The sequence below is a fragment of the Faecalibacillus sp. genome, assembly GCF_047023275.1.
GTDB lineage: Bacteria > Bacillota_I > Bacilli_A > Erysipelotrichales > Coprobacillaceae > Faecalibacillus.
The window spans coordinates 1-20,931 of sequence record NZ_JBKYAR010000039.1 but is presented as its reverse complement, the minus strand read 5'-3'; the positions used below and the strand labels follow the sequence as shown (position 1 = coordinate 20,931).

Below are 20,931 nucleotides of genomic sequence, written 5' to 3'. Positions count from 1 at the left end.
GTGAGAATAACGGAGTTAAATCAAAAGATGTGTCAGATGGTTAATTAAGTAAAAAATTAAAAAATAACAAAATAAGTAAAAACTTACTTTGTTATTCAATAATCTTTCGTGGACATTTGTCTTTACAATTTCCACAATGGATACATTTTGAATAGTCGATGTGTGCTAAAAAATCATCCACAGTAATCGCATTTACAGGACATACTTTTGTACACATCCTACACCCTAAACAACCTACTTGACAACTAGCGTTGACAATTGGTCCTTTATCATGACTATTACATCTTACATGATAAGTAGAATCATAAGGAACCATTTCAATAAGATGTTGAGGACAAGCATCCATACATTTTTGACATGACTTACATTTATCTTGATCAACTTGAGCAACACCGTCAATGACATGAATAGCATCAAATGCACAGGCTTTGACGCAACTACCATACCCAACACATCCAAAGCGGCATTTCTTATCTCCACTTCCAGGAATAACAGCTGCACTTAAACAATCATGAATACCATCGTATTGATATTGAGTCTTTATTTTATCACAAGTTCCTTTACATTTAACATAAGCTACTAAATGTGTATTCTCTTCTACTTCTAAATGGAGAATTTCTCCTATTTTTTTAGCAACTTCTATTCCACCAACAGGACATTGATTAATTGGGGCTTCTTTTTTAGCAATTGCACATGCAAGGCCATCACATCCAGGATAACCACAAGCTCCACAGTTATTTCCAGGAAGAACCGCTCTAATTTTTTCTTCATCTTCATTGACTTCTACTTTAAATTTAACACTGGCAAGTGAAAGGAATATTCCAATAAACAATCCTATACTTCCAACAACAATAATTGCAATAATGACTGTATTCATCGTATTTCCTCCTTAAATCAAGCCTGAAAAGCCAATAAAGGCAATAGCCATCAAACCTGCTGTAATTAAAACAATTGGTGAGCCTTGTAAAACATGAGGAATATCATTATCGGCAATTCTTTCTCTTATTCCTGCTAAAATTGTAATTGAAATTGTAAATCCTAAAGCTGTCCCAAAACCAGCTACAACACTTGTTACAAAATCATAATTATTTTGTACATTTGTTAAAGCAACACCTAAAACAGCACAGTTGGTTGTAATAAGAGGTAAATAAACACCTAATGAATTATATAAAGGTGGCAAATATTTTTTTAAAAAGAGTTCTACAAATTGAACAAGTGCTGCAATAATTAAAATAAAGGCGACTGTTTCTAAATATTCAACATGTAACAAAACAAGTAAACGATACAATAAATGAGTTACAGCTGAAGCAATTGTAATTACAAAAATAACTGCACCACCCATAGACATTGCGGTTTTGGTTTGTTTTGAAACCCCTAAAAATGGACATAAACCTAAAAACTGTGATAAAACGACATTATTAACTAAAGAAACACTAATCAGTGTTAAAATGAGTGTTTTCATTTTTTATGATCCTCCTTTAACAAAGATTTATTTATTTGACATTGATTACCATGACAATGCATACAATCTCCTCCACACTTTAAAGATGAATGAGAAACATTCGTCGCACTAGGTAATTTTAATTTATTTTGAATAGCTGTTAACAAAGCAAGTATAAAGAATGCTCCTGGTGCCATCACAAAAATTGTTATTGGCTCAAACGAAATAGGTAATGACATTGAAAAAAATGTTCCTGCACCTAATATTTCTCTTACTAAACCTATACAAGTTAAAGCTAAAGTAAAACCAAGCCCCATACCAAGACCATCCATAATTGATAAAAGTGGATTATTTTTAGAAGCAAAGGCTTCTGCTCTTCCTAAAATAATACAATTGACAACAATTAAAGGAATATAAATACCAAGTGTATCATATAAAGATGGAATATATCCTTGTAATAATAATTGTACAACTGTAACAAGTGAAGCAACAATAACAATATAAGCAGGAATACGCATACGACTAGGAATAATATTTCTAAGTGCTGAAATAACAAAATTCGACATAATTAAAACAGCCATTGTTGTAAGTCCCATTCCCATTCCATTCATTGCTGAGGTTGTAACCGCAAGTGTCGGACACATACCAAGCATTAATACAAAGGTAGGATTTTCTTTAATGATTCCATTATATAAAGGTTTTAAATATTTCTTCATATTTTCATCTTCCTTTCAATAAATCATAAAAATCTAAGGCTCCATTAATACCATTTGTCATTGCTTTAGAAGTAATGGTTGCTCCTGATAAAGAATCTACTTCACCTTCATTTTGTTTACCATTTTTAACGACTTGGAAATGATCTATTTTTTTACCTACATACTGATTTCTAAACTCTTCATTTTTAGCGTTCATCCCAAGTCCTACTGTTTCATCAATTGATAAAATTTCAACACCTGTAATTTCTTTTTGAAGGTTGATACCAACAATGATTTCAATATCACCACCAAAACCATCATGATCAAACACTTGAATAATATAACCGATAGTTTGTTTTTGATGATATGCTTTTAAAGCATTTTCTATTTCAAGACCGTTTTTACCATAATCCCCTTTAAGCTTTTTAGATAATTTTTTGATATCATTTTCTTTATAAGCTTTAAAAGAAGTTGCTTCTTTCATCACTTTTAAATAAGCATCTTGCTTACTTTGTTGTAATTGATGTTGAATAGGATTCTTCGTTATTTGATAAACATAACCAAGAAGCCCTCCACAAATAATAGTAATCACACATAAAATTAAGATATCTTTTATTATTTTTTTCATTTGACAACACCACCTTTTAATGTGAGTTTATCAATTAAAGGTACTAATAAATTAGAAATAATAATGGCATAAGAAACACCTTCTGCACTTGTTCCAAAAAAACGAAATAATCCTGTTAATACACCTAATAAAACACCATAAATAAGTTGCCCTTTTTGATCCATTGGACTTGTTACATAATCAGTTGCCATAAAAAAGGCACCAAAGATTAAACCTCCACCACATAACTCACACGCTAAATAATAAATATCAAAAGGACATGGTGATAAAATTAATGTAAAAATAGAAAATGTAAAAAGATATGTTAAAGGAATGGTTACTTTAATAACTTTTTTAACAATCAAATACAATGCACCTATTAAAAGTGCAATTGCAGAAGTTTCTCCAATTGTTCCAGCAGTATTTCCAATAAACATCCTTATTAAATCAAAGCTTTCACCATTTTTTAAAACTGCAAGTGGCGTTGATGAAGTCATCCCATCAAATACAAAATTTGTCATTCTTCCAGTAAATGAAATCAACAAAAAACATCTTGCAGCTAACGCTGGATTCATAAAATTTTGTCCTAATCCTCCATAAAATTGTTTAACCACAATAATAGCAAAGAGACCCCCAATAACAGGAAGCCATAAAGGAACTGTTGATGGTAAATTTAAAGCAAGAATAAGTCCTGTGACAACTGCTGATAGATCTTTGATGGTAATTGTCTTTTTCATAAAACGTTCATATAAATATTCTGCTAAAACACATGTTGTTATCGTTGTTACAATAATCAATAAAGCATTTATTTTAAATTGAATAATTCCAAATAAAGTAGCTGGTATTAAAGCAATAATGACATCTAACATAATAGAAGATGTTGTAACACGATCTTTAATATGCGGTGAAGCAGAAACATGTAGTAATTGATTCATGAATAACACCTACTTTCTTTTATTAACAGAGACTAAATATTTCATCTTCTTAAATGCCTGTGTCATATTTCTTTTTGCTGGACATGTATAGCTACAACAACCACATTCTATACATTCCATTCCACCATTTAAAATAAAGGCCTCTGTATCATTTTTTGTTGCTATTTGATAAAGTTTTTGTGGAACTAATAAACTAGGACACACGTCTTTACATCGACCACAACGAATACATGCAGAAGGTTCGTAAAGTGAAACTTCATCTTGTACAAGTGCAAGTAAAGAACTTGATGTCTTAGTTACAGGTATATCTAAATGGATAAGGGCACTTCCCATCATTGGACCTCCACAAATAAGTTTTTGAACTTCAGATTTGAAACCTCCTAATTGTTCAACGATCCATTTAAAACTCGTTCCTATAGGGACTTCAATATTGCTAGGTGTAATTCCATCACCTGAAATTGTCATTACTTTAGAAATTAAAGGTTGATTATAACGAACCGCTTGATTAATAGCAATCACTGTTGCTACATTATCAACAATACATCCTACATCTAAAGGAAGCATTTTAGAATTTAATGTCTTTCCTGTTAAAACTTTAACAAGCATTCTTTCTCCACCTTGAGGATATTTTGTTTTTAGTTCTTTCACAACAATTCTTTTTTCATCTTTACACTTTTCTTTTAATAAATGAATAGCCTCTTTTTTATTATCTTCAATCGCAATATAACAAAGAGCTTTTGGAAACATTTCTAATAAAATATGAATTCCTGCTATTAGTTCATCTGTTTTTTCAAGCATCAAGCGATAATCACTTGTAAGATAAGGTTCACATTCAGCACCATTAACAATATAATATTGAACTTGATTTGGATCTTTAACAGAAAGTTTTACATGTGTAGGAAAACCAGCGCCTCCAAGACCAACTATTCCTGCTGCCTTAATTCTTTCAATTTTTTCTTCATAAGTTAATTCTTGTTTATTATCTTGATTTTCAACTTTTTGATATAATCCATCATTAGAAATAACAATAGATTCTTGCATTTTCCCACTAACATCCATTCTTTCTTCTATTTTTTTAACTACACCTGAAACTGAAGAAATAATAGGACTTGAAACAAAAGCATCACTACAGGCAATAACTTGCCCAACTTTTATCTCATCTTTTACTTTAACAATTGGTTGACAAGGTGCACCAATATGTTGTTTTAAAGGAAATACAACTTCATCACTTGCTTTTATTTTAATAATAGGTAAATCCTTTGTATATTGTTTTTGATCTTTTGGATGTATACCTCCAATAAACGATTTTAAACTCATAACTTCCATCCCCTTTAACCCTATTTTAGTCCTATTATTTTCAAATTGAAAGCGTTTACAACAAGTTAAAAAATTAACTTGTTTTCTTTGAAATATATGAAAATCATGTGATTTTAATCACATTTAAATATAAAAAAAGATAGCTTTCGCTATCTTAAAAATACTAATTTTGTTCATAAAATTCTTCGTCATCTAACATTGAATAACTTATTAGGTGTTGACCATCCAAATTTACTTTATGCATATTAACGGCAGTAATTTGTCTTCTATTATATGTTGTATAATAATAGATTCCTTTTTGACTATTCCAACATGAAGTATAAATCGTTATTTCATATTTACCTTCATCTACTTCACAACACCCTCTTTGTTGTTCTACAGAACCTAAAATATGGAAAAATTGATTAACACTGTCTCTTTCATTATCTTTTGATTGTCCGTTCATTTTAGTAAAAGCAACTCTTACAAAACGTGACATCGAAGATAGGTCACCAGGTAAACCAAGAGCACCCATTCCTCTAGAATATGATTTTAAATCTAATTGTTTAGAGAAACAGTTATGAGGTTGTTTAGGGGATAACGACATATAATTATTTAAGTTAAATAATTGTTTATCAAATGAAGGATTATTTGTAAGAACACCGACTGGGTTTTCATAGATTTTTAATCCTTCTTCTACTGATTCAACAGTTATACATCCACTTTGGTCTGCAATAATCCAATGTAATGAAGCTGCTGGTAAATGTTCATTATAAGGTGTCTTTACTAAATTAATTGTTTGAATAAGTTGTTTAGCTTCTTTCAATGTTGCACATTGACTTAAAACCCAAGGAATAAATTCATATTGGGCAACATTAATTGCATCTTCTTTAACATCATGATAATAAGCATTTCCGACAAAATTCAATCCTGCCATTCCTAAACCTTTTTCATTAACTGCATCATAATATAAAGGATATTCTTCTAATACATGAGCCATACCAATCATGGCGTAATGTTCAATATTTTTTTGCCCATGTCTATATTGTAATGGATAATTTCTTGGCATAATAGCTATTTTTTCACCATAAGAAAATTCGTAGTCTAAAGTTCTACCCATATAAAAATCTTTTGTTTGATAAGTTGCTGCTGTACACATATAAAATCTCTCTTTCTAATCATTATTTTACTATTATATAGTATAACCCATTTATTTCATCTTTATGAATTAGAAAAGAAAAACACTCCTAAGAGTGTATTTCTAATATTATTTAACTTCAACTAGTTCTAGGTAACTTGTTGCACCTTTGACACCTGGTGTTCCACCAGTAACTATGATTTTTTGACCAGGTTTTACACCATTTTCTCTAGCAATAATACTTGCATAATCAATCATTGAAATACGTGAATTTAATTGTTTACAAGGTACTGCTTTAACACCCCAGTTTAAAGCTAACGCTTTAACAGTTTTAACTGATGGAGTTGCAGCAATGATACGAGATTTTGTACGATAACGAGCCATTTTACGAGCTGTAAATCCTGATTCTGTAAAGGCAATAATTGCTGCTACATTGAATTTATAAGCAATTTCTGCAACAGACATACAAATAGCTTCACTTGTATCATCTGGTGCTGTACGAATGGCTTGTCTTTGTAAACTTTGATAATCTAAACTAGATTCAATCTTATGAGCAATTTTTGACATCATTAAAACTGCTTCTTGAGGATATAATCCACTTGCAGATTCACCAGATAACATAATCGCATCTGTACCATCATAAATTGCATTAGCAACGTCAGATACTTCAGCACGTGTTGGTCTTGGATTTTGTTGCATACTTTCTAACATTTGTGTAGCAGTGATAACGATTTTACCACGTTGTTTACATTTTTTAATAATTGATTTTTGAATAAGTGGGACATCTTCAGCAGGAACTTCTACACCTAAGTCACCACGAGCAACCATGATACCATCAGCAATATCAAGAATTTCATCAACGTTTTCAACACCTTCTTGATTTTCAATCTTAGCTAAAATTTGAATATCATTTCTACCATTTTCAATTAATAATTTTTTAATATCAATAATATCTTGTGCTCTACGACAGAATGAAGCAGCAACATAATCAAAAGGTTGATTTGCACCAAATGTTAAATCTGAAATATCTTTAGGTGATAAATAATCAAATCCTAATTTAATTCCTGGAACATTGATTCCACGTTTATTTTTTACTTCTCCATCATTTGCAGCTACACAAACAATATCTGTTCCTTCAATATGATCAACTAATAATTCTACTTGACCATCGTTTACTAAGATGAAACCACCTGGTTTAACATCTTTATATAAGTCTTTATAAGTGATTGTAAATCTTTCACTTGTTCCTTCAATATCTTCTACACAGATAGTTGAAGTTTGTCCTTTTTTAAAAGTTGTTTTACCACCTACGAAATCACCAGTACGAATTTCAGGTCCTTTTGTATCTAACAAAATAGCAACATTTGTAGATAATTCTTTATTAATTTCTAATAAAGTGTTGATTTTTTCTTCATGTTCTTCATGAGTTCCATGAGAAAAGTTTAATCTCATAACATTCATTCCAGCTTTTACTAATTTAGTAAGCATTTCTTTACTTTCTGAAGCTGGTCCAATAGTACATACAATTTTTGTTTTTGACATAATCTCGTTTTTGTTCATAATTCTTGCCTTCCTTTACTCTCTTCATTCTTTAGTATAAACCTATTTTTTTAAGATAACAATGTGTAAAAGCAATGTAAGCACATCCACTTAAAAAATATTTTTTCATTTATTATTTTATGAAAAATAATTACAAAAACAGTTAAAATATATACGTTTTTTGAAAATCATTTTTATCTATTTTCGGGCATATACCAATATGAATTCATTTGATATAAATACGTTCTGGCCCCTTTAGGCATTTGTGTAAGAGCATTAAAAACATTATAATAATCTCCTGCACCCATCGCTATAGCAATAACTCCCCATAAAGCAAACATTAAATATTTAGATCCTAAAAATGATAAAAAATAAGGAAAAAAACCAAAAACTAAATTTGGTAGAAGAGACATAAAAATAAATCTTTTTTTGCTCATTGTTTCATTTCCTAAAACAAAAACCATCCCTTGTTTTAAATTTGTATAAAGATAAACATCTTCTTTAAAACAAAGAGCATGTAAAAACTCATGAGGAAATATTGTTAAGATTGGAAAAATAGCACCAAACATCATATCATCAAAATAAAGAAGTAAATTATTTTTATATACTAAAAGAATAGGAATAGATAAAATGACCATTAATACAAGTCCTATTGTATTAGCAATAACTGCAAGTTCTTTAGATGAACTGACTTCTTTAAATTTTACAGCATTGGGTTGATGATTTCTTTTCGGTAATGTTTCAGGATCTAAATTATATTTTCCTTGATAATGTAATCTCATAATAAAACTCCTTACTTTCTTTTAGTATATCAAATATAAAAGTATATGAAAAACTCTTGAGATAATCCCAAGAGTTTTATTCATATTTAAAATAATCAAGACTTTCATGAATTTGTATTTGAATTGGTAAATCTTCCAATAATTCAGGAAGCTTTTCTTCAATCATAACTTCTAAATGATGCCCCGGATCAATCAATAAACAATCATGATCAATAGCATATTTAGCATGGCGATATTTAGTATCACCAGTAATATAACAATCTACTTGACCAGCAAGAATTTCTAAGTCGTCTGCTGCGCTTCCTCCACAAATAGCAATTGTTTGAATTAATTTATTTGTATTTTTACTATATTTTAAATGCTGTAAATGAAATTTGTCTTTTACATATTCTATAAAATCTTGTCCTTCCATTGCTTGATTTAAAGTAGCTTTCTTTCCTACCTCATAATGATCATAACAAGCAACATCATGGACACCTAATTTTTGAATCAACCAATCATTCATTGAAATTCCATTTTGTCCTCTATCTAAACATGTATGTAAACTATAAACAACAATATCGTGTTTGATAGCCATTTCAATAAATTTTCCTTGATGTAAAGATGTATCCATGTTTTTTATTTTTTCTAATAAAAAAGGATGATGTGTAATAAGCATTTGACAATTATTTTCAATACAGGCTTGTAACGTTTCATTATCTGCATTTAAAGCAATATAGACTTTTTTTACTTCATTTTCTCTATTTCCTATTTGTAAACCACAGCAATCAAAATCCATTTGAAGATCTAAAGGAAAATATGTTTCCAAATGATTCATAATTTCATAAGCTTTCATTGAGTTCACCTTCAATTAATTGTTTTTGTTTTTCTAATTCTAAATATCTTGGATGATTTGATGGTAAATCTTTCATAATCTTTAAATATGTTTGATATTGTTTTTGCCAATAACGAATAAATAGTTCATCTTTATTTTTTCTTAAAATTGGTCCAAACATTATATCTTCTTGACTATATTGAATATCTTGATTTGTATTTTCTATTACCATCATTTCATAAACATGATGTCCATCTTTAATCATCTTTTCATCAATAATTTTAAAATGATTATTAAATAAATATTTTCTTAAATGATCTGTATTAGCATTAGGTTGTAAATAGAATTGTTTTACTTTATTTAAATAATCCTTATTCTTTTCTAGTATTTCAACAATAAGAAATGATCCCATTCCAGCAATGGTCACCATATCGATTTCTTTATCAAGAATAGGATCTAATCCATCTCCTAATAAAGCTTCAACGTTTTCTTCAAAATGATATTGCTTAATAGTAGAAAGTGACGCCGCAAAAGGTCCTTTTGCGACATCACAGGCATAAGCTTTATCTATAATATTTTTTTCAATTAAATAGCATGGCAAATATGCATGATCTGTTCCAATATCTGCCAAGATATTCCCTTTTTTATGTTTTTCTACCAAATGAGCAAGTAGTTCTAATCTTTTTGATAGTTTCATTAACGATCCAAGAAATCCTTTAATCTTTTAGAACGAGATGGATGTTTTAATTTTCTTAATGCTTTTGCTTCAATTTGACGAATACGTTCACGTGTAACATTAAACTCACGTCCTACTTCTTCAAGCGTTCTAGTTCTACCATCATCTAACCCAAAACGAAGTCTTAATACTTTTTCTTCACGATCCGTAAGTTCTAATAAAACATCATTTAATTCATCTTTTAATAATTCATTAGCAGCATAATCATCTGGAGACATTGCTCCTTCATCTTCAATAAAATCACCTAAATGTGAGTCATCTTCTTCACCAATTGGTGTTTCTAATGAAACAGGTTCTAATGAAATTTTTTGAATTTCTCGTACTTTTTCAGGTGTCATTCCATCCATTTTTTCAGCAATTTCTTCAGCAGATGGTTCTCTACCTAATTCTTGAATTAATTGTCTTTGAATACGTGTTAATTTATTGATTGTTTCTACCATGTGTACTGGAATACGAATTGTACGGGCTTGATCGGCAATTGCACGTGTAATTGCTTGTCTAATCCACCAAGTCGCATAAGTAGAAAATTTAAATCCTTTTGTATAATCAAATTTTTCTACTGCTTTAATTAACCCCATGTTTCCTTCTTGGATTAAATCTAAGAATAACATTCCACGTCCAACATATCTTTTAGCGATAGAAACAACTAATCTTAAGTTTGCTGCAGCAAGTTCTTTTTTAGCTTGTTCATCACCTTCAAGAATTCTTTTAGCTAATTCGATTTCTTGGTCATGATTTAATAATTCTACACGTCCAATTTCTTTAAGATACATCTTTACAGGATCATTAATTTTAACATTGCTTCCAAGTTGAGTGCTTTCACTTTCCTTATCATCATCATGTTCTTGATACATATGTAATGTATCTCCTGTCATCATATCGAAATCACCATCAAAATCTAGATCAGGAGTATCATCTGCATCATCTAAATCAAGGTCTAAATCATCATCCATTGCAGGAACACCTGCAAGTAACATATCATCATCAGAGATTGTAATTTGATTTTGTTGAATATAATCAAGTAATTCTTCTGCTAATTCATCACTTAAATCATAATTCATTAAATATTCATCAATTTGTTCTTGCGTTAAAATATTGTTATTGTTTTTTGCTTCATTTATAACTAATTTTTTTAAATCATCAAATGAAACTGCTTGTACTTTTTTCTTTGCCATAATCTACTCCTTTTCTTTTGATTCTATAATTTCTTGAAGAATTTTTGCTTGTTGACGAGGATCATATGTTTGTGAAAGTTCCTGTTCAAGCTGTTTAATTCGTTCAATCTTTAATTTTTCTTGTATTGTTTTAATATAATCATCAATTGCTTGATTTGATTGTAACTTTGGTAATTGCAACGATGATATTTCTAAAATTCTTTTTACAATATCTTGATCATCAATCATATTAATCAAATCAGCAACTTCTAAAATGACATACTGACGATAATAATCAATAATATATGAAGCAATCAAACGATTAACTTTATCATACATGTATCCTGCTTTTGCTTCATATTGCATTGCATATTTTTTATCCTGCATCATATAATACAATAAATCTCTTTCAGCCTTTTGATATTTATCAATAAGTCTTGAAACATGATCATACGTAATAGGTCTAAAAGGTATTGGTTTATTTACAGGTGTTTGTTGACTCATTAAATGATGAATCGTTTCTTTAGAAAATCCTGATTTTTTTACAAGTTGATCAATGTAATAATCTTGATCAACTATATCATCTAATTGCATAATGACTTTTACCATGGATTCTAAAAAATTTTTACGATCTTCATAGTTATCAACATTAATGCGTTCATAATAATAATTTAATTTAAATTCAACAGCACTTATGGGATTTTTAAAAAGTGCTACTAGTTCCTCTTTCCCTTTCGCTTCTAAAAATTCATCTGGATCCATTGCATCAGGAATAACAACAATAGATGTATGAAATCCTTCATTATTTAAAGCATCCACACATTTAATCATGGCATTTTTACCTGCTTGATCACCATCTAAGCATAAAACAATATCATTTGATAATCGTTTTAACATTTTTAAATGTTGTGAAGTTAAAGCAGTTCCCATAATTGCGACAGTATTTTTAATTCCTGCTTTATATAATGCTATTACATCCATAAAGCCTTCTAGAATAATGACTTTACCTTCATTTCTAACATCATTTTTTATACGATGGTAATTATACAATGTTTCTCCTTTAATAAAGATTTTAGATTCAGGAGAGTTCATATATTTTGATTCTTTTTGATTTTTTTGATAAATACGACCACTAAAACCAACAACACGCCCTTCACTATTATGCAAAGGAAACATGATACGGTTAGAATAACGATCATAACCTAAATTGGATTCTATAACAAGACCAGATTCATATGCTTGCATTCTTGAAAAACCTGATTTTTCAAATGCTTTTAATAAAATATTTTGCTCTGGCGCATAACCTATTTCAAAATAGTCAATAATTTCTTTAGATAAATGTCTTTGATTTAAATAACTATTTGCTTCTAGAGCTAATTTTGTTGTTAAATAGTGTTTATAAATACGATTAGCTTCTTCGTGCATTAAATAGTATGGTTCTAACTCTTGATTAACATGTGTTTTTTCTTCATAAAATGTAAAATCACCTAAATCAACATTTCCCATTTGAGCTACCATTTTGACAGCTTCCATAAAAGAAATTTTCAAGTAATCTTGTAAAAAGGTAAACACGTTTCCACCATGTGAACATACAAAACATCTATAGATTTGTTTTTCAGGTGAAACTGACATTGATGGTCGATTGTCATCATGAAACGGACATCTTGCTAAATAATTACGACCTCTTCTTTCTAAAGGAAGATAATTGCCAATAACATCAACGATATCAACGCTTTGTCTTATTTCATTGATTTTTTCATTTGAAAGTCTTGGCATAGTAATCTCCTTTATTAGAATGTAATTTTATCTTGAATATAATCAACTAATTGATCAATTGGTAAGCGTACTTGTTCCATTGTGTCTCTATCACGAACAGTTACCGCATTATCTTCCATTGTATCAAAATCAACAGTTACACAATATGGTGTTCCAATTGCATCTTGTCTACGATATCTTTTACCAATTTGTCCAGCAACATCAAATTCAACAGAGAAATGTTTAGCAAGTGTTGCATAAACTTCTTCAGCTTTTTCACTTTGTTTTTTAGTAAGTGGTAAAACTGCTACTTTATAAGGAGCAATGGCAGGATGTAATTTCATCACTGTTCTTGTATCTCCATTTTCTAATGTTTCTTCTTGATAACTGTCACAGAAAACAGATAAGAATAAACGATCTGCCCCAACAGATGGTTCAATGACATATGGAATATATTTTTCATTAGTTTGTGGATCTAAATATTCTAAAGATTTTTTAGAATGTTCCATATGACGAGATAAATCATAATCTGTACGATCGGCAATACCCCATAATTCACCCCATCCAAATGGGAAATTATATTCAACATCACATGTTGCTTTAGAATAGAAAGATAATTCTTCTTTTTCATGATCTCTAAATTTTAAGTTTTCTTCTTTTAAACCTAAATCTAATAAGAACTTTTTACAATATGATTTCCAATAATCAAACCATTCTAAATCAGTATCTGGTTTACAGAAAAATTCTAATTCCATTTGTTCAAATTCTCTTGTTCTAAAAATAAAGTTACCAGGTGTAATTTCATTTCTAAATGATTTCCCAATTTGACCAATACCAAATGGTACTTTTTTACGAGAAGTTCTTTGAATATTTTTAAAGTTAACAAAGATACCTTGTGCAGTTTCTGGACGTAGATAAACAACTGATTTATCATCTTCAACAACACCCATATGAGTTTCAAACATTAATTTAAATTGTCTAACATCAGTAAAATTGCTTTTCCCACAATTAGGACAAACAATATTATGTTCTTTAATATAAGACATTGTTTGTTCATTTGTCCAACCTTCACTATGTACAGAAGGATCATATGCTTCAATTAATTTATCTGCACGATGTCTTGTTTTACATTCTTTACAATCAATTAAAGGATCTGAGAATCCCCCAACATGTCCAGATGCTTCCCATACCTTTGGATTCATAAAAATAGCTGAATCTAACCCAACATTATATGGAGATTCTTGAATGAATCTTTTCCACCATAAACGTTTAATATTGTTTTTCATTTCAACACCTAATGGTCCAAAATCCCATGTATTTGCTAGTCCATCATAGATTTCTGAACCTTGATATACAAAACCTGTTGATTTTGCATGATTTACTAATTTATCCATATCTTTAGTTGCCATATTTTTCTCCTTTTTTACGATATAAATGAATAAAGACTTGGCTTTCCAAGTCTTCTATCTTCTTTTCGCGTACAAATAAAATACCCTTATAGTGGATATTTGTCAACCAACTATAAGGGTACTATATATAGGTTCTTTCATCTAACCAATGCATAATATCATGATAGACATCTCGATAATTATTATCATGTAAAATATCTTGTCGTTTATTTTCATAAATCTTATATTGAAGATCTTTTAAACCATCTTCTTTTAATATTTCATAAAGTTTTATAGTATCTTTGCCATTCTTTGTAAGATTATCAAAACCTCCTGATAATAAATAAACAGGTAAATATTCAGGAATAAGTTTTAAATGGTCTTCATCACTTGTATACTTTATATATTCTAAAATATCATGATACGCTTGATTTGTATAAACAAAATCGCTTAAAGGATCTTCATTATAAAGAGCAACCTCTTTTTGATTACTCATTTTATAACAGCCATTTAAATTTTTTTGTAAAAATAAGTCAATTGCTTTTTTTATAACACTAGAACGATTCATTTGACCATGTAATAAAATATTTAGATCAACAATCATTTTCATACGATAATAAAAATTATTCTTCATACAAGTTCCTAACATGATCATCCCATTAATATAATCACCATAGACCATCGCATATTTAAGTAATACAAGCGATCCAAAATCAACCCCTATCATAAAATAAGGAAGATCTTCGTATCTTTTAGCAATAATATGTCTCAAACGTTGCATATCTTCAATCAATGTATCAAGCGCATTTCCACTACCAAAATAACCTTGTTCAAAATGATAAAGTGATGTGCCATGACCTGGAAAATCAGGCACAACCACAATAAAACCTTCATGACTCAAATATTCAGCAAATTTTTCATAACGTTCAGAATGTTCGCATAAACCATGATGAAGTTGAATAATTCCTTTATATCTTAAAATCACATTCGGTTGATAAATATCAAACTTAACATGTGTATGTGTTAAAGATGTATATGTTTCTGTAAGTTTCATCATCTATGCCCCCTTTTTGTATAAGGTTGGTTATAGTTTTGCCTTTTTGTACGTGGTTTAATCAAACATTTTTTACCAAAACCAATAAGATCTTTTCTATTAGCTTTAATTAAAGCTTCATAAACAAGATCATAATTTTTTGGATTCTTATATTGAATCAAAGCTCTTTGCATTGCTTTTTCTTTAGGATCTTTAGGAACATATACAGGTGTCATATCACGAGGATCTAATCCTGTATAATACATTGTTGTTGAAAGCGTTCCAGGTGTTGGATAAAAATCTTGAACTTGTTCTGGCTGATGATGAATATCCCTTAAATATTCTGCAAGTTCAATAGCATCTTCTAAACGGCATCCTGGATGAGATGACATTAAATAAGGAACTAAAAATTGTTTTTTATTATATTTTTCATTAATACGATAATATTTATCAACAAATTTTTCATAAAGTCCACGTCTTGGTTTTCCCATTTTATCTAAAGCATGATTACTAATATGTTCAGGTGCTACTTTTAACTGTCCAGAAATATGATGTTGAACAAGTTCTTCAAAGAAATGATCATTTTTATCATACATAAGATAATCATAACGAATTCCAGAACGTACAAAAACTTTTTTTACATTTGGAAGTTGTCTTAGCTTTGTTAGTAATGATAAATAATCTTCATGATCTACTTTTAAATTTTTACATGGTTCTGGCCAAAGGCATTGTTTTGTAGGACAAGCACCTTTTGTTTTTTGTTTATCACAAGCAGTATCTCTAAAGTTAGCTGTTGGTCCTCCAACATCATGAATATATCCTTTAAAATCTGGATCCCAAACCATTTTATTAGCTTCAGCAATAATTGACTCATGACTTCTTGCTTGAATAATTCTTCCTTGATGGAAAGCTAAAGCACAGAAATTACATGATCCAAAACATCCTCTATTAGAAATAAGTGAGAATTTGACTTCGTCAATTGCAGGAACATGTTGATAACTTGGGTGATAATTTCGATTATAATCATAGCCATAAGCTCTATCGAATTCTCTTTGTGTAAGAGGTCTATTAGGTCTATTTTGAACAACATACCATCCTTGGTAAGGTTCAACTAAAATTTTAGCATTATAATGATCTGTATTTAAATATTGTTTTTGGAAAGATTCTGCATATTTTCTTTTTGAAGCTGTAATTTCTTCATAACTAGGAAGCATTATATAATCAGCTTCATTTAAATCATCGATATTTTTTGTTTTATAAACTGTTCCGTCTAAATAAGTTAAATATTTAATATCCAATCCACTATCCAATGCTTCTGCAACTTCAATAATACTATTTTCTCCCATTCCAAACATTAATAAATCTGCATTGGCATCAATAATAATCGATTTTCTAACCTTATCACTCCAATAATCATAGTGTGCTAAACGTCTAAGTGAAGCTTCAATGCCTCCAATTAAAATATTTGCATCTGGAAAAGCTTGTCTTGCCATTTGACTATAAACAATAACAGCTCTATCAGGTCTTTTAAATCCTTCACCACCTGGTGTATAAGAATCTTTATGTCTTCTTTTTTTAGAAACGGTATAATGATTAACCATTGAATCAATATTTCCCGAAGAAATCAAAAAACCAAGTCGAGGTTTACCAAATTGTCTAAACTCATCAACCTTATGCCAATCCGGTTGAGATAAAAAAGCAACCTTAAAGCCATTTGCCTCTAATGTACGACAAATAATGGCTGCTCCAAATGAAGGATGGTCTACATAAGCATCACCACAAATATAGACAAAATCAACTTCTTGCCATCCTCTTTCTTCCATTTCTTTTCTATTCACTGGTAAAAATTGACTCATATACATATACCCTCCCCTTACTTTTGTTTCTATTATAGTCAAAAACTGTATATAAAAAAAGACAAAAGTGTCGACTTTTGTCATATTTTTGAAAGACTTTGAATCATTTTCTTTGTTTTAAATAAAATACCTGTTAATTCATCCACATAATAATCCATAATTTCCATTAAAGAATCTATTGATTCTTGTGAAATTTTAAGTTGATCAATATTATCAATAGAAAATTTATTAATATGACGGAATGCTTTCAAAGTATCCTTATCTAATTGTCTATCATGTACAGATAAACAATCAAGGCAGACAAATCCACCATCTTCTAAACTAATTCCAGCAATATGATCTTTTCTCGAACATCTTACACAGCCATCAACTTGTAATGCCATCCCACATCTTTTTAAAATAAAAGCATTATATAATAGATAAACTAATTGATAGGGATATCCATGATTTAAAGCATCTAATGATTTTTTTAAAGTATCAAATATTTCCAAATCTGGTTGATTATCTTCTTCATTTTTTAAAACAAATTCCATAAAATAACTTGCATAAGCTTCTAATTCTAGATTTTCTTTAATATAACGATAGAAATCAACCGAACTTGCCTTGATCATCGTTGATAAACCATTTCTTGGAATAAACGTAAACTCTGAAAGTGTAAGACTTTGACAAGCAGAAGCATTTTTGCTTTTTAATTTTTTTACACCCCTTGCTATCAAAGTCATTTTCCCATAATCTTTAAAATACACAGTGACTAAAGAATCACTTTCTTTATACGGATGTGTCTTTAAAACAATACCTAAAGAAACAACTTCTTCTTTTTTAATAGTCATCTTCGTTATAACCAAATTCTTTTAAATATTTTTGTTTATTACGCCAGTTATTTTCAACTTTAACAAATAATTCTAAATGAACTGTTGTTTGTAAAAAGCGTTTCATTTCTCTTTGAGCATTTTGGCGGATTTTTTTAATCATACTACCTTGTTTACCGATTAAAATTCCTTTTTGAGATTTACGATCAACCACAATTGTAGCAATTACTTCTACACTGCCATCATCTAATTCTGCCATTCTTTCAACGACAATAGCAACACTATGAGGAACTTCTTCTCTTGTAAAATAAAGTATTTTTTCTCTAATAAATTCAGCCATAACAAATCTTTCAGGATGATCTGTCATTTGATCTTTTGGATAATACATCATTCCTTCATTTAAATATGTTTTAATTGTAGAAATAAGTGTATCAACATTTTGATCTTCTAAAGCTGAAATAGGAATAATTTCTTTAAAATCAAAAAGTTCTTTCCATTCTGTCAACTTCTTGATAACTTCGTCCTTCGAAACAAGATCACATTTATTAAGTAAAAGGAAAACTGGTCCATCAGCTTCTTTTAACCTTTCAATAATAAATCGATCTCCTCTACCAATAGTTTCATTGGCTGGTGCAATAAATAAAACCATATCCACTCCATAAATACTATTTAAAGCTGTTGTATTCATAAAGTTTCCTAAACCATCTTGTGGTTTATGAATACCTGGTGTATCCATAAAAATAATTTGTGCTTCATCATCTGTATAAATACCTTGAATCGTATTACGTGTTGTTTGTGCAACATCAGACATGATTGCAAGCTTTGTTTTTAATATTTGATTTAATAATGTGGATTTTCCAACATTTGGACGTCCTACAATACTGACAAATCCTGATTTAAAACTCATAAACTTTCTCCTATAAATACCATTGGTAATAATTCTCCAATTGTATGTTTTTCTGTTTTTTCTTTATTTGCTAGATAAATGGGCATATTTAAATCAACAAGTTCTGATAAAACTTGTCTACAAGCACCACAAGGTGAAGCAATTGGGCTACAATCAGCCACAATAGCAAGTGCTATGATATCTTCTTTTCGATATCCTTTACAATAAGCTCCAAAAACAGCATTTCTTTCTGCACACATCGTTGAACCATAAGCTGCATTTTCAATATTACATCCTTGAACATATGTCCCATCTTTTAAAGCAACACAAGCTCCTACTTTAAAATGACTATAAGGCGTATATGCATTCTCTCTTGCCTTCCAAGCTAAATCAATTAATTTATTTTGGTCCATATTATTTCCTTTCAATATTTAAAGCATTCAATATTTCTTTTTGTCTTGAAAACATTACTTTTTCATCTTCTTCATTCATATGATCAAATCCTAACAAATGCAACAAACCATGTGTAAATAAGAAACACATTTCTCGATAAAATGAATGTCCATATTCTTCTGCTTGCATTTTAGCATGATCAATTGAAATAAAGATATCTCCTATTTCTCTTGGCATTCCTTCAATATAATATTGCTCATTATCCTCTAAAGCAAAACTAATAACATCGGTACTTCGATCAATTTTACGATATTCTTTATTGATTTCATGAATACGTCTATCATCTACAAAAATAACAGATAATTCTAAATCATCTTGAATATCCAATTGTTTACATGCTTCTTGAATAATTTCTAAATAAATACTTTCATAATCTTCATTAAAATCTTCTACTTCATTAATAAGCGCTAAATCTATTTCCATACTCTTCCTCACTCACTATTTTTCCTGAGTCAATTATAACACAGTCAAACTGGCAGTTCATCATATTTATTTGATGAGAAACAATAATCACAATCATCTTTTGTAAATTTAAATAATTAATCAATAACTGTAATCTTTCTTGATCTATATTACTAAAAGCTTCATCTAAAATTAATACATCTGGTTGACTTAATAAAGCACGAATAATCATTACAAGCTGTCCTTGTCCAGATGACAAAAATCCACCCTGTTCATCAAGTCTTAAATCTAAACCATTTATTAATTCATCCAACTTAAAATAATGTAATAATTCAATCATCTTATCCTCTAAAAAATAGCGATCAAAAATCATATTAGTTCTTAATGATTCTTTATAAAAAACAGGGGTTTTATTTAAATATTTAATATGACTATAATAACTATTTAAATCAATCTCTTGCAGACGATACCCATTAATATAAATTTCTCCTTTAGTTATTTGTAATTGTCCCATAATCAATTTCAAAAGTGTAGATTTGCCACTTCCTGTTTTACCTTTAATAAATAACGAATGGTCAATTTTTAATTGTAGATATTCAAAAAGAGGAGGTGTATAACCATAACTAAAACTTACATGTTTTAATTCAATACTTTTAATCTTTTTGATTTTCTTTTTCTTTTCCATTTTTTCAGGAAGCATTTCTTTATATCTTTCAAAAATAATTTGCAGTTCATCATGCATTGCAATAAACACGGATATTTTCATTAAAGGATCTATCATGTAAGAAAGTAATAAGTAAACAAGCATGACCGTTCCCAAAGATATATGATTTTTCTTATAAATAATAATAGCGTATAAAATTGCAATCATCATCATTGATTGAATAAGGGATTCCAGTTGAATTTGATGTTTATTTATTATTTCATCATGACGATAAATATTCATAAAATATGTGTCATACAAATATCCTAATTTATTTTTCATCATTTTTCTGACTTTAAACTGCAATGTTTGAAAATAATTTTCTTGAAACTCTAATAAACCATCATTTAAAAGTTCTTTTTGTTCCAAAATTTTTTTGTTTTCAGTATGCAACTTCTTACTATAAAGATAAAACATTATAAAAATAATTATCATCATAGATAAAACAATTAAAAATAAACTTAATTAACCATCTGACACATGTGCATAGTATGGTTCGGATAAATTGA

Annotated in this window: 21 protein-coding genes; all 21 read right to left on the bottom strand. The window is 29.3% G+C overall.

Annotation, left to right across the window (positions count from 1 at the left end; all coding sequences use genetic code 11):
- Positions 1 to 91 precede the first annotated feature (91 nt).
- A complete protein-coding gene (locus ACLVEP_RS11440; protein WP_412584953.1) occupies positions 92 to 877 on the bottom strand; it encodes an RnfABCDGE type electron transport complex subunit B in 786 nt (261 codons plus the stop codon).
- Between the two features lie 12 nt (positions 878 to 889).
- On the bottom strand, positions 890 to 1,462 hold the full coding sequence (locus ACLVEP_RS11435; RefSeq protein ID WP_412584951.1) for an electron transport complex protein RnfA: 573 nt from the start codon (positions 1,460 to 1,462) through the stop codon (positions 890 to 892).
- The gene (gene rsxE / locus ACLVEP_RS11430) at positions 1,459 to 2,157 is read right to left on the bottom strand and encodes an electron transport complex subunit RsxE (RefSeq protein ID WP_412584950.1); all 699 of its coding nucleotides are present in this window, start codon (positions 2,155 to 2,157) and stop codon (positions 1,459 to 1,461) included. Before rsxE ends, ACLVEP_RS11435 begins: the two co-directional genes overlap by 4 nt.
- Positions 2,158 to 2,161: 4 nt before the next feature.
- On the bottom strand, positions 2,162 to 2,764 hold the full coding sequence (locus ACLVEP_RS11425; RefSeq protein WP_412584948.1) for an RnfABCDGE type electron transport complex subunit G: 603 nt from the start codon (positions 2,762 to 2,764) through the stop codon (positions 2,162 to 2,164).
- Entirely contained in the window at positions 2,761 to 3,678 is a 918-nt protein-coding gene (locus tag ACLVEP_RS11420; RefSeq protein ID WP_412584946.1) for an RnfABCDGE type electron transport complex subunit D, read from the bottom strand. Before ACLVEP_RS11420 ends, ACLVEP_RS11425 begins: the two co-directional genes overlap by 4 nt.
- A gap of 9 nt (positions 3,679 to 3,687) precedes the next feature.
- Complete coding sequence (gene rsxC / locus ACLVEP_RS11415) at positions 3,688 to 4,995, bottom strand: electron transport complex subunit RsxC (RefSeq protein ID WP_412584944.1); 1,308 nt, start codon at positions 4,993 to 4,995, stop codon at positions 3,688 to 3,690.
- Positions 4,996 to 5,158: 163 nt separating this feature from the next.
- A complete protein-coding gene (gene bsh / locus ACLVEP_RS11410; protein ID WP_412584942.1) occupies positions 5,159 to 6,133 on the bottom strand; it encodes a choloylglycine hydrolase in 975 nt (324 codons plus the stop codon).
- A gap of 108 nt (positions 6,134 to 6,241) precedes the next feature.
- Positions 6,242 to 7,672, bottom strand: a complete 1,431-nt coding sequence (gene pyk / locus ACLVEP_RS11405) for a pyruvate kinase (protein WP_412584940.1) — start codon at positions 7,670 to 7,672, stop codon at positions 6,242 to 6,244.
- 173 nt (positions 7,673 to 7,845) lie between these two features.
- A complete protein-coding gene (locus tag ACLVEP_RS11400; RefSeq protein WP_412584938.1) occupies positions 7,846 to 8,433 on the bottom strand; it encodes a DUF3267 domain-containing protein in 588 nt (195 codons plus the stop codon).
- Between the two features lie 76 nt (positions 8,434 to 8,509).
- The gene (locus ACLVEP_RS11395; protein WP_412584937.1) at positions 8,510 to 9,268 is read right to left on the bottom strand and encodes a Nif3-like dinuclear metal center hexameric protein; all 759 of its coding nucleotides are present in this window, start codon (positions 9,266 to 9,268) and stop codon (positions 8,510 to 8,512) included.
- Positions 9,255 to 9,944, bottom strand: coding sequence for a tRNA (adenine(22)-N(1))-methyltransferase (locus ACLVEP_RS11390; RefSeq protein WP_412584935.1), 690 nt, complete (start codon positions 9,942 to 9,944; stop codon positions 9,255 to 9,257). The genes ACLVEP_RS11395 and ACLVEP_RS11390 overlap by 14 nt, the downstream gene beginning before the upstream one ends.
- Positions 9,944 to 11,158, bottom strand: a complete 1,215-nt coding sequence (gene rpoD / locus ACLVEP_RS11385) for an RNA polymerase sigma factor RpoD (protein ID WP_412584933.1) — start codon at positions 11,156 to 11,158, stop codon at positions 9,944 to 9,946. The genes ACLVEP_RS11390 and rpoD overlap by 1 nt, the downstream gene beginning before the upstream one ends.
- Before the next feature lie 3 nt (positions 11,159 to 11,161).
- Positions 11,162 to 12,913 (bottom strand): DNA primase, encoded by a 1,752-nt coding sequence (gene dnaG / locus ACLVEP_RS11380; protein WP_412584931.1) that lies wholly within the window; start codon positions 12,911 to 12,913, stop codon positions 11,162 to 11,164.
- Between the two features lie 14 nt (positions 12,914 to 12,927).
- Positions 12,928 to 14,301, bottom strand: coding sequence for a glycine--tRNA ligase (locus ACLVEP_RS11375; RefSeq protein WP_318000433.1), 1,374 nt, complete (start codon positions 14,299 to 14,301; stop codon positions 12,928 to 12,930).
- A gap of 121 nt (positions 14,302 to 14,422) precedes the next feature.
- On the bottom strand, positions 14,423 to 15,334 hold the full coding sequence (locus ACLVEP_RS11370) for an alpha/beta hydrolase (RefSeq protein WP_318000434.1): 912 nt from the start codon (positions 15,332 to 15,334) through the stop codon (positions 14,423 to 14,425).
- The gene (locus ACLVEP_RS11365) at positions 15,334 to 17,169 is read right to left on the bottom strand and encodes a YgiQ family radical SAM protein (protein WP_412584928.1); all 1,836 of its coding nucleotides are present in this window, start codon (positions 17,167 to 17,169) and stop codon (positions 15,334 to 15,336) included. The genes ACLVEP_RS11370 and ACLVEP_RS11365 overlap by 1 nt, the downstream gene beginning before the upstream one ends.
- A gap of 80 nt (positions 17,170 to 17,249) precedes the next feature.
- Positions 17,250 to 17,999, bottom strand: a complete 750-nt coding sequence (gene recO, locus ACLVEP_RS11360) for a DNA repair protein RecO (protein ID WP_412584926.1) — start codon at positions 17,997 to 17,999, stop codon at positions 17,250 to 17,252.
- Positions 17,989 to 18,885: a GTPase Era gene (era, locus tag ACLVEP_RS11355; RefSeq protein ID WP_412584925.1), complete on the bottom strand. Its 897-nt coding sequence runs from the start codon at positions 18,883 to 18,885 to the stop codon at positions 17,989 to 17,991. The genes recO and era overlap by 11 nt, the downstream gene beginning before the upstream one ends.
- Positions 18,882 to 19,277: a cytidine deaminase gene (cdd, locus tag ACLVEP_RS11350; RefSeq protein WP_412584924.1), complete on the bottom strand. Its 396-nt coding sequence runs from the start codon at positions 19,275 to 19,277 to the stop codon at positions 18,882 to 18,884. The genes era and cdd overlap by 4 nt, the downstream gene beginning before the upstream one ends.
- A gap of 1 nt (position 19,278) precedes the next feature.
- A complete protein-coding gene (ybeY, locus tag ACLVEP_RS11345; protein ID WP_318000736.1) occupies positions 19,279 to 19,740 on the bottom strand; it encodes an rRNA maturation RNase YbeY in 462 nt (153 codons plus the stop codon).
- Positions 19,715 to 20,791 carry an ATP-binding cassette domain-containing protein gene (locus ACLVEP_RS11340; protein WP_412584922.1) on the bottom strand — a complete coding sequence of 359 codons (1,077 nt, stop codon included), beginning with the start codon at positions 20,789 to 20,791 and terminating at the stop codon, positions 19,715 to 19,717. The genes ybeY and ACLVEP_RS11340 overlap by 26 nt, the downstream gene beginning before the upstream one ends.
- Between the last annotated feature and the right edge of the window lie 140 nt (positions 20,792 to 20,931).

What these genes read in the sequence shown, in the direction of transcription:
- ACLVEP_RS11440 (WP_412584953.1), bottom strand. Translation starts at nt 877, where the DNA reads ATGAATACAGTCATTATTGCAATTATTGTTGTTGGAAGTATAGGATTG.
- ACLVEP_RS11435 (WP_412584951.1), bottom strand. Translation starts at nt 1,462, where the DNA reads ATGAAAACACTCATTTTAACACTGATTAGTGTTTCTTTAGTTAATAAT.
- rsxE (WP_412584950.1), bottom strand. Translation starts at nt 2,157, where the DNA reads ATGAAGAAATATTTAAAACCTTTATATAATGGAATCATTAAAGAAAAT.
- ACLVEP_RS11425 (WP_412584948.1), bottom strand. Translation starts at nt 2,764, where the DNA reads ATGAAAAAAATAATAAAAGATATCTTAATTTTATGTGTGATTACTATT.
- ACLVEP_RS11420 (WP_412584946.1), bottom strand. Translation starts at nt 3,678, where the DNA reads ATGAATCAATTACTACATGTTTCTGCTTCACCGCATATTAAAGATCGT.
- rsxC (WP_412584944.1), bottom strand. Translation starts at nt 4,995, where the DNA reads ATGAGTTTAAAATCGTTTATTGGAGGTATACATCCAAAAGATCAAAAA.
- bsh (WP_412584942.1), bottom strand. Translation starts at nt 6,133, where the DNA reads ATGTGTACAGCAGCAACTTATCAAACAAAAGATTTTTATATGGGTAGA.
- pyk (WP_412584940.1), bottom strand. Translation starts at nt 7,672, where the DNA reads ATGAACAAAAACGAGATTATGTCAAAAACAAAAATTGTATGTACTATT.
- ACLVEP_RS11400 (WP_412584938.1), bottom strand. Translation starts at nt 8,433, where the DNA reads ATGAGATTACATTATCAAGGAAAATATAATTTAGATCCTGAAACATTA.
- ACLVEP_RS11395 (WP_412584937.1), bottom strand. Translation starts at nt 9,268, where the DNA reads ATGAAAGCTTATGAAATTATGAATCATTTGGAAACATATTTTCCTTTA.
- ACLVEP_RS11390 (WP_412584935.1), bottom strand. Translation starts at nt 9,944, where the DNA reads ATGAAACTATCAAAAAGATTAGAACTACTTGCTCATTTGGTAGAAAAA.
- rpoD (WP_412584933.1), bottom strand. Translation starts at nt 11,158, where the DNA reads ATGGCAAAGAAAAAAGTACAAGCAGTTTCATTTGATGATTTAAAAAAA.
- dnaG (WP_412584931.1), bottom strand. Translation starts at nt 12,913, where the DNA reads ATGCCAAGACTTTCAAATGAAAAAATCAATGAAATAAGACAAAGCGTT.
- ACLVEP_RS11375 (WP_318000433.1), bottom strand. Translation starts at nt 14,301, where the DNA reads ATGGCAACTAAAGATATGGATAAATTAGTAAATCATGCAAAATCAACA.
- ACLVEP_RS11370 (WP_318000434.1), bottom strand. Translation starts at nt 15,334, where the DNA reads ATGAAACTTACAGAAACATATACATCTTTAACACATACACATGTTAAG.
- ACLVEP_RS11365 (WP_412584928.1), bottom strand. Translation starts at nt 17,169, where the DNA reads ATGAGTCAATTTTTACCAGTGAATAGAAAAGAAATGGAAGAAAGAGGA.
- recO (WP_412584926.1), bottom strand. Translation starts at nt 17,999, where the DNA reads ATGACTATTAAAAAAGAAGAAGTTGTTTCTTTAGGTATTGTTTTAAAG.
- era (WP_412584925.1), bottom strand. Translation starts at nt 18,885, where the DNA reads ATGAGTTTTAAATCAGGATTTGTCAGTATTGTAGGACGTCCAAATGTT.
- cdd (WP_412584924.1), bottom strand. Translation starts at nt 19,277, where the DNA reads ATGGACCAAAATAAATTAATTGATTTAGCTTGGAAGGCAAGAGAGAAT.
- ybeY (WP_318000736.1), bottom strand. Translation starts at nt 19,740, where the DNA reads ATGGAAATAGATTTAGCGCTTATTAATGAAGTAGAAGATTTTAATGAA.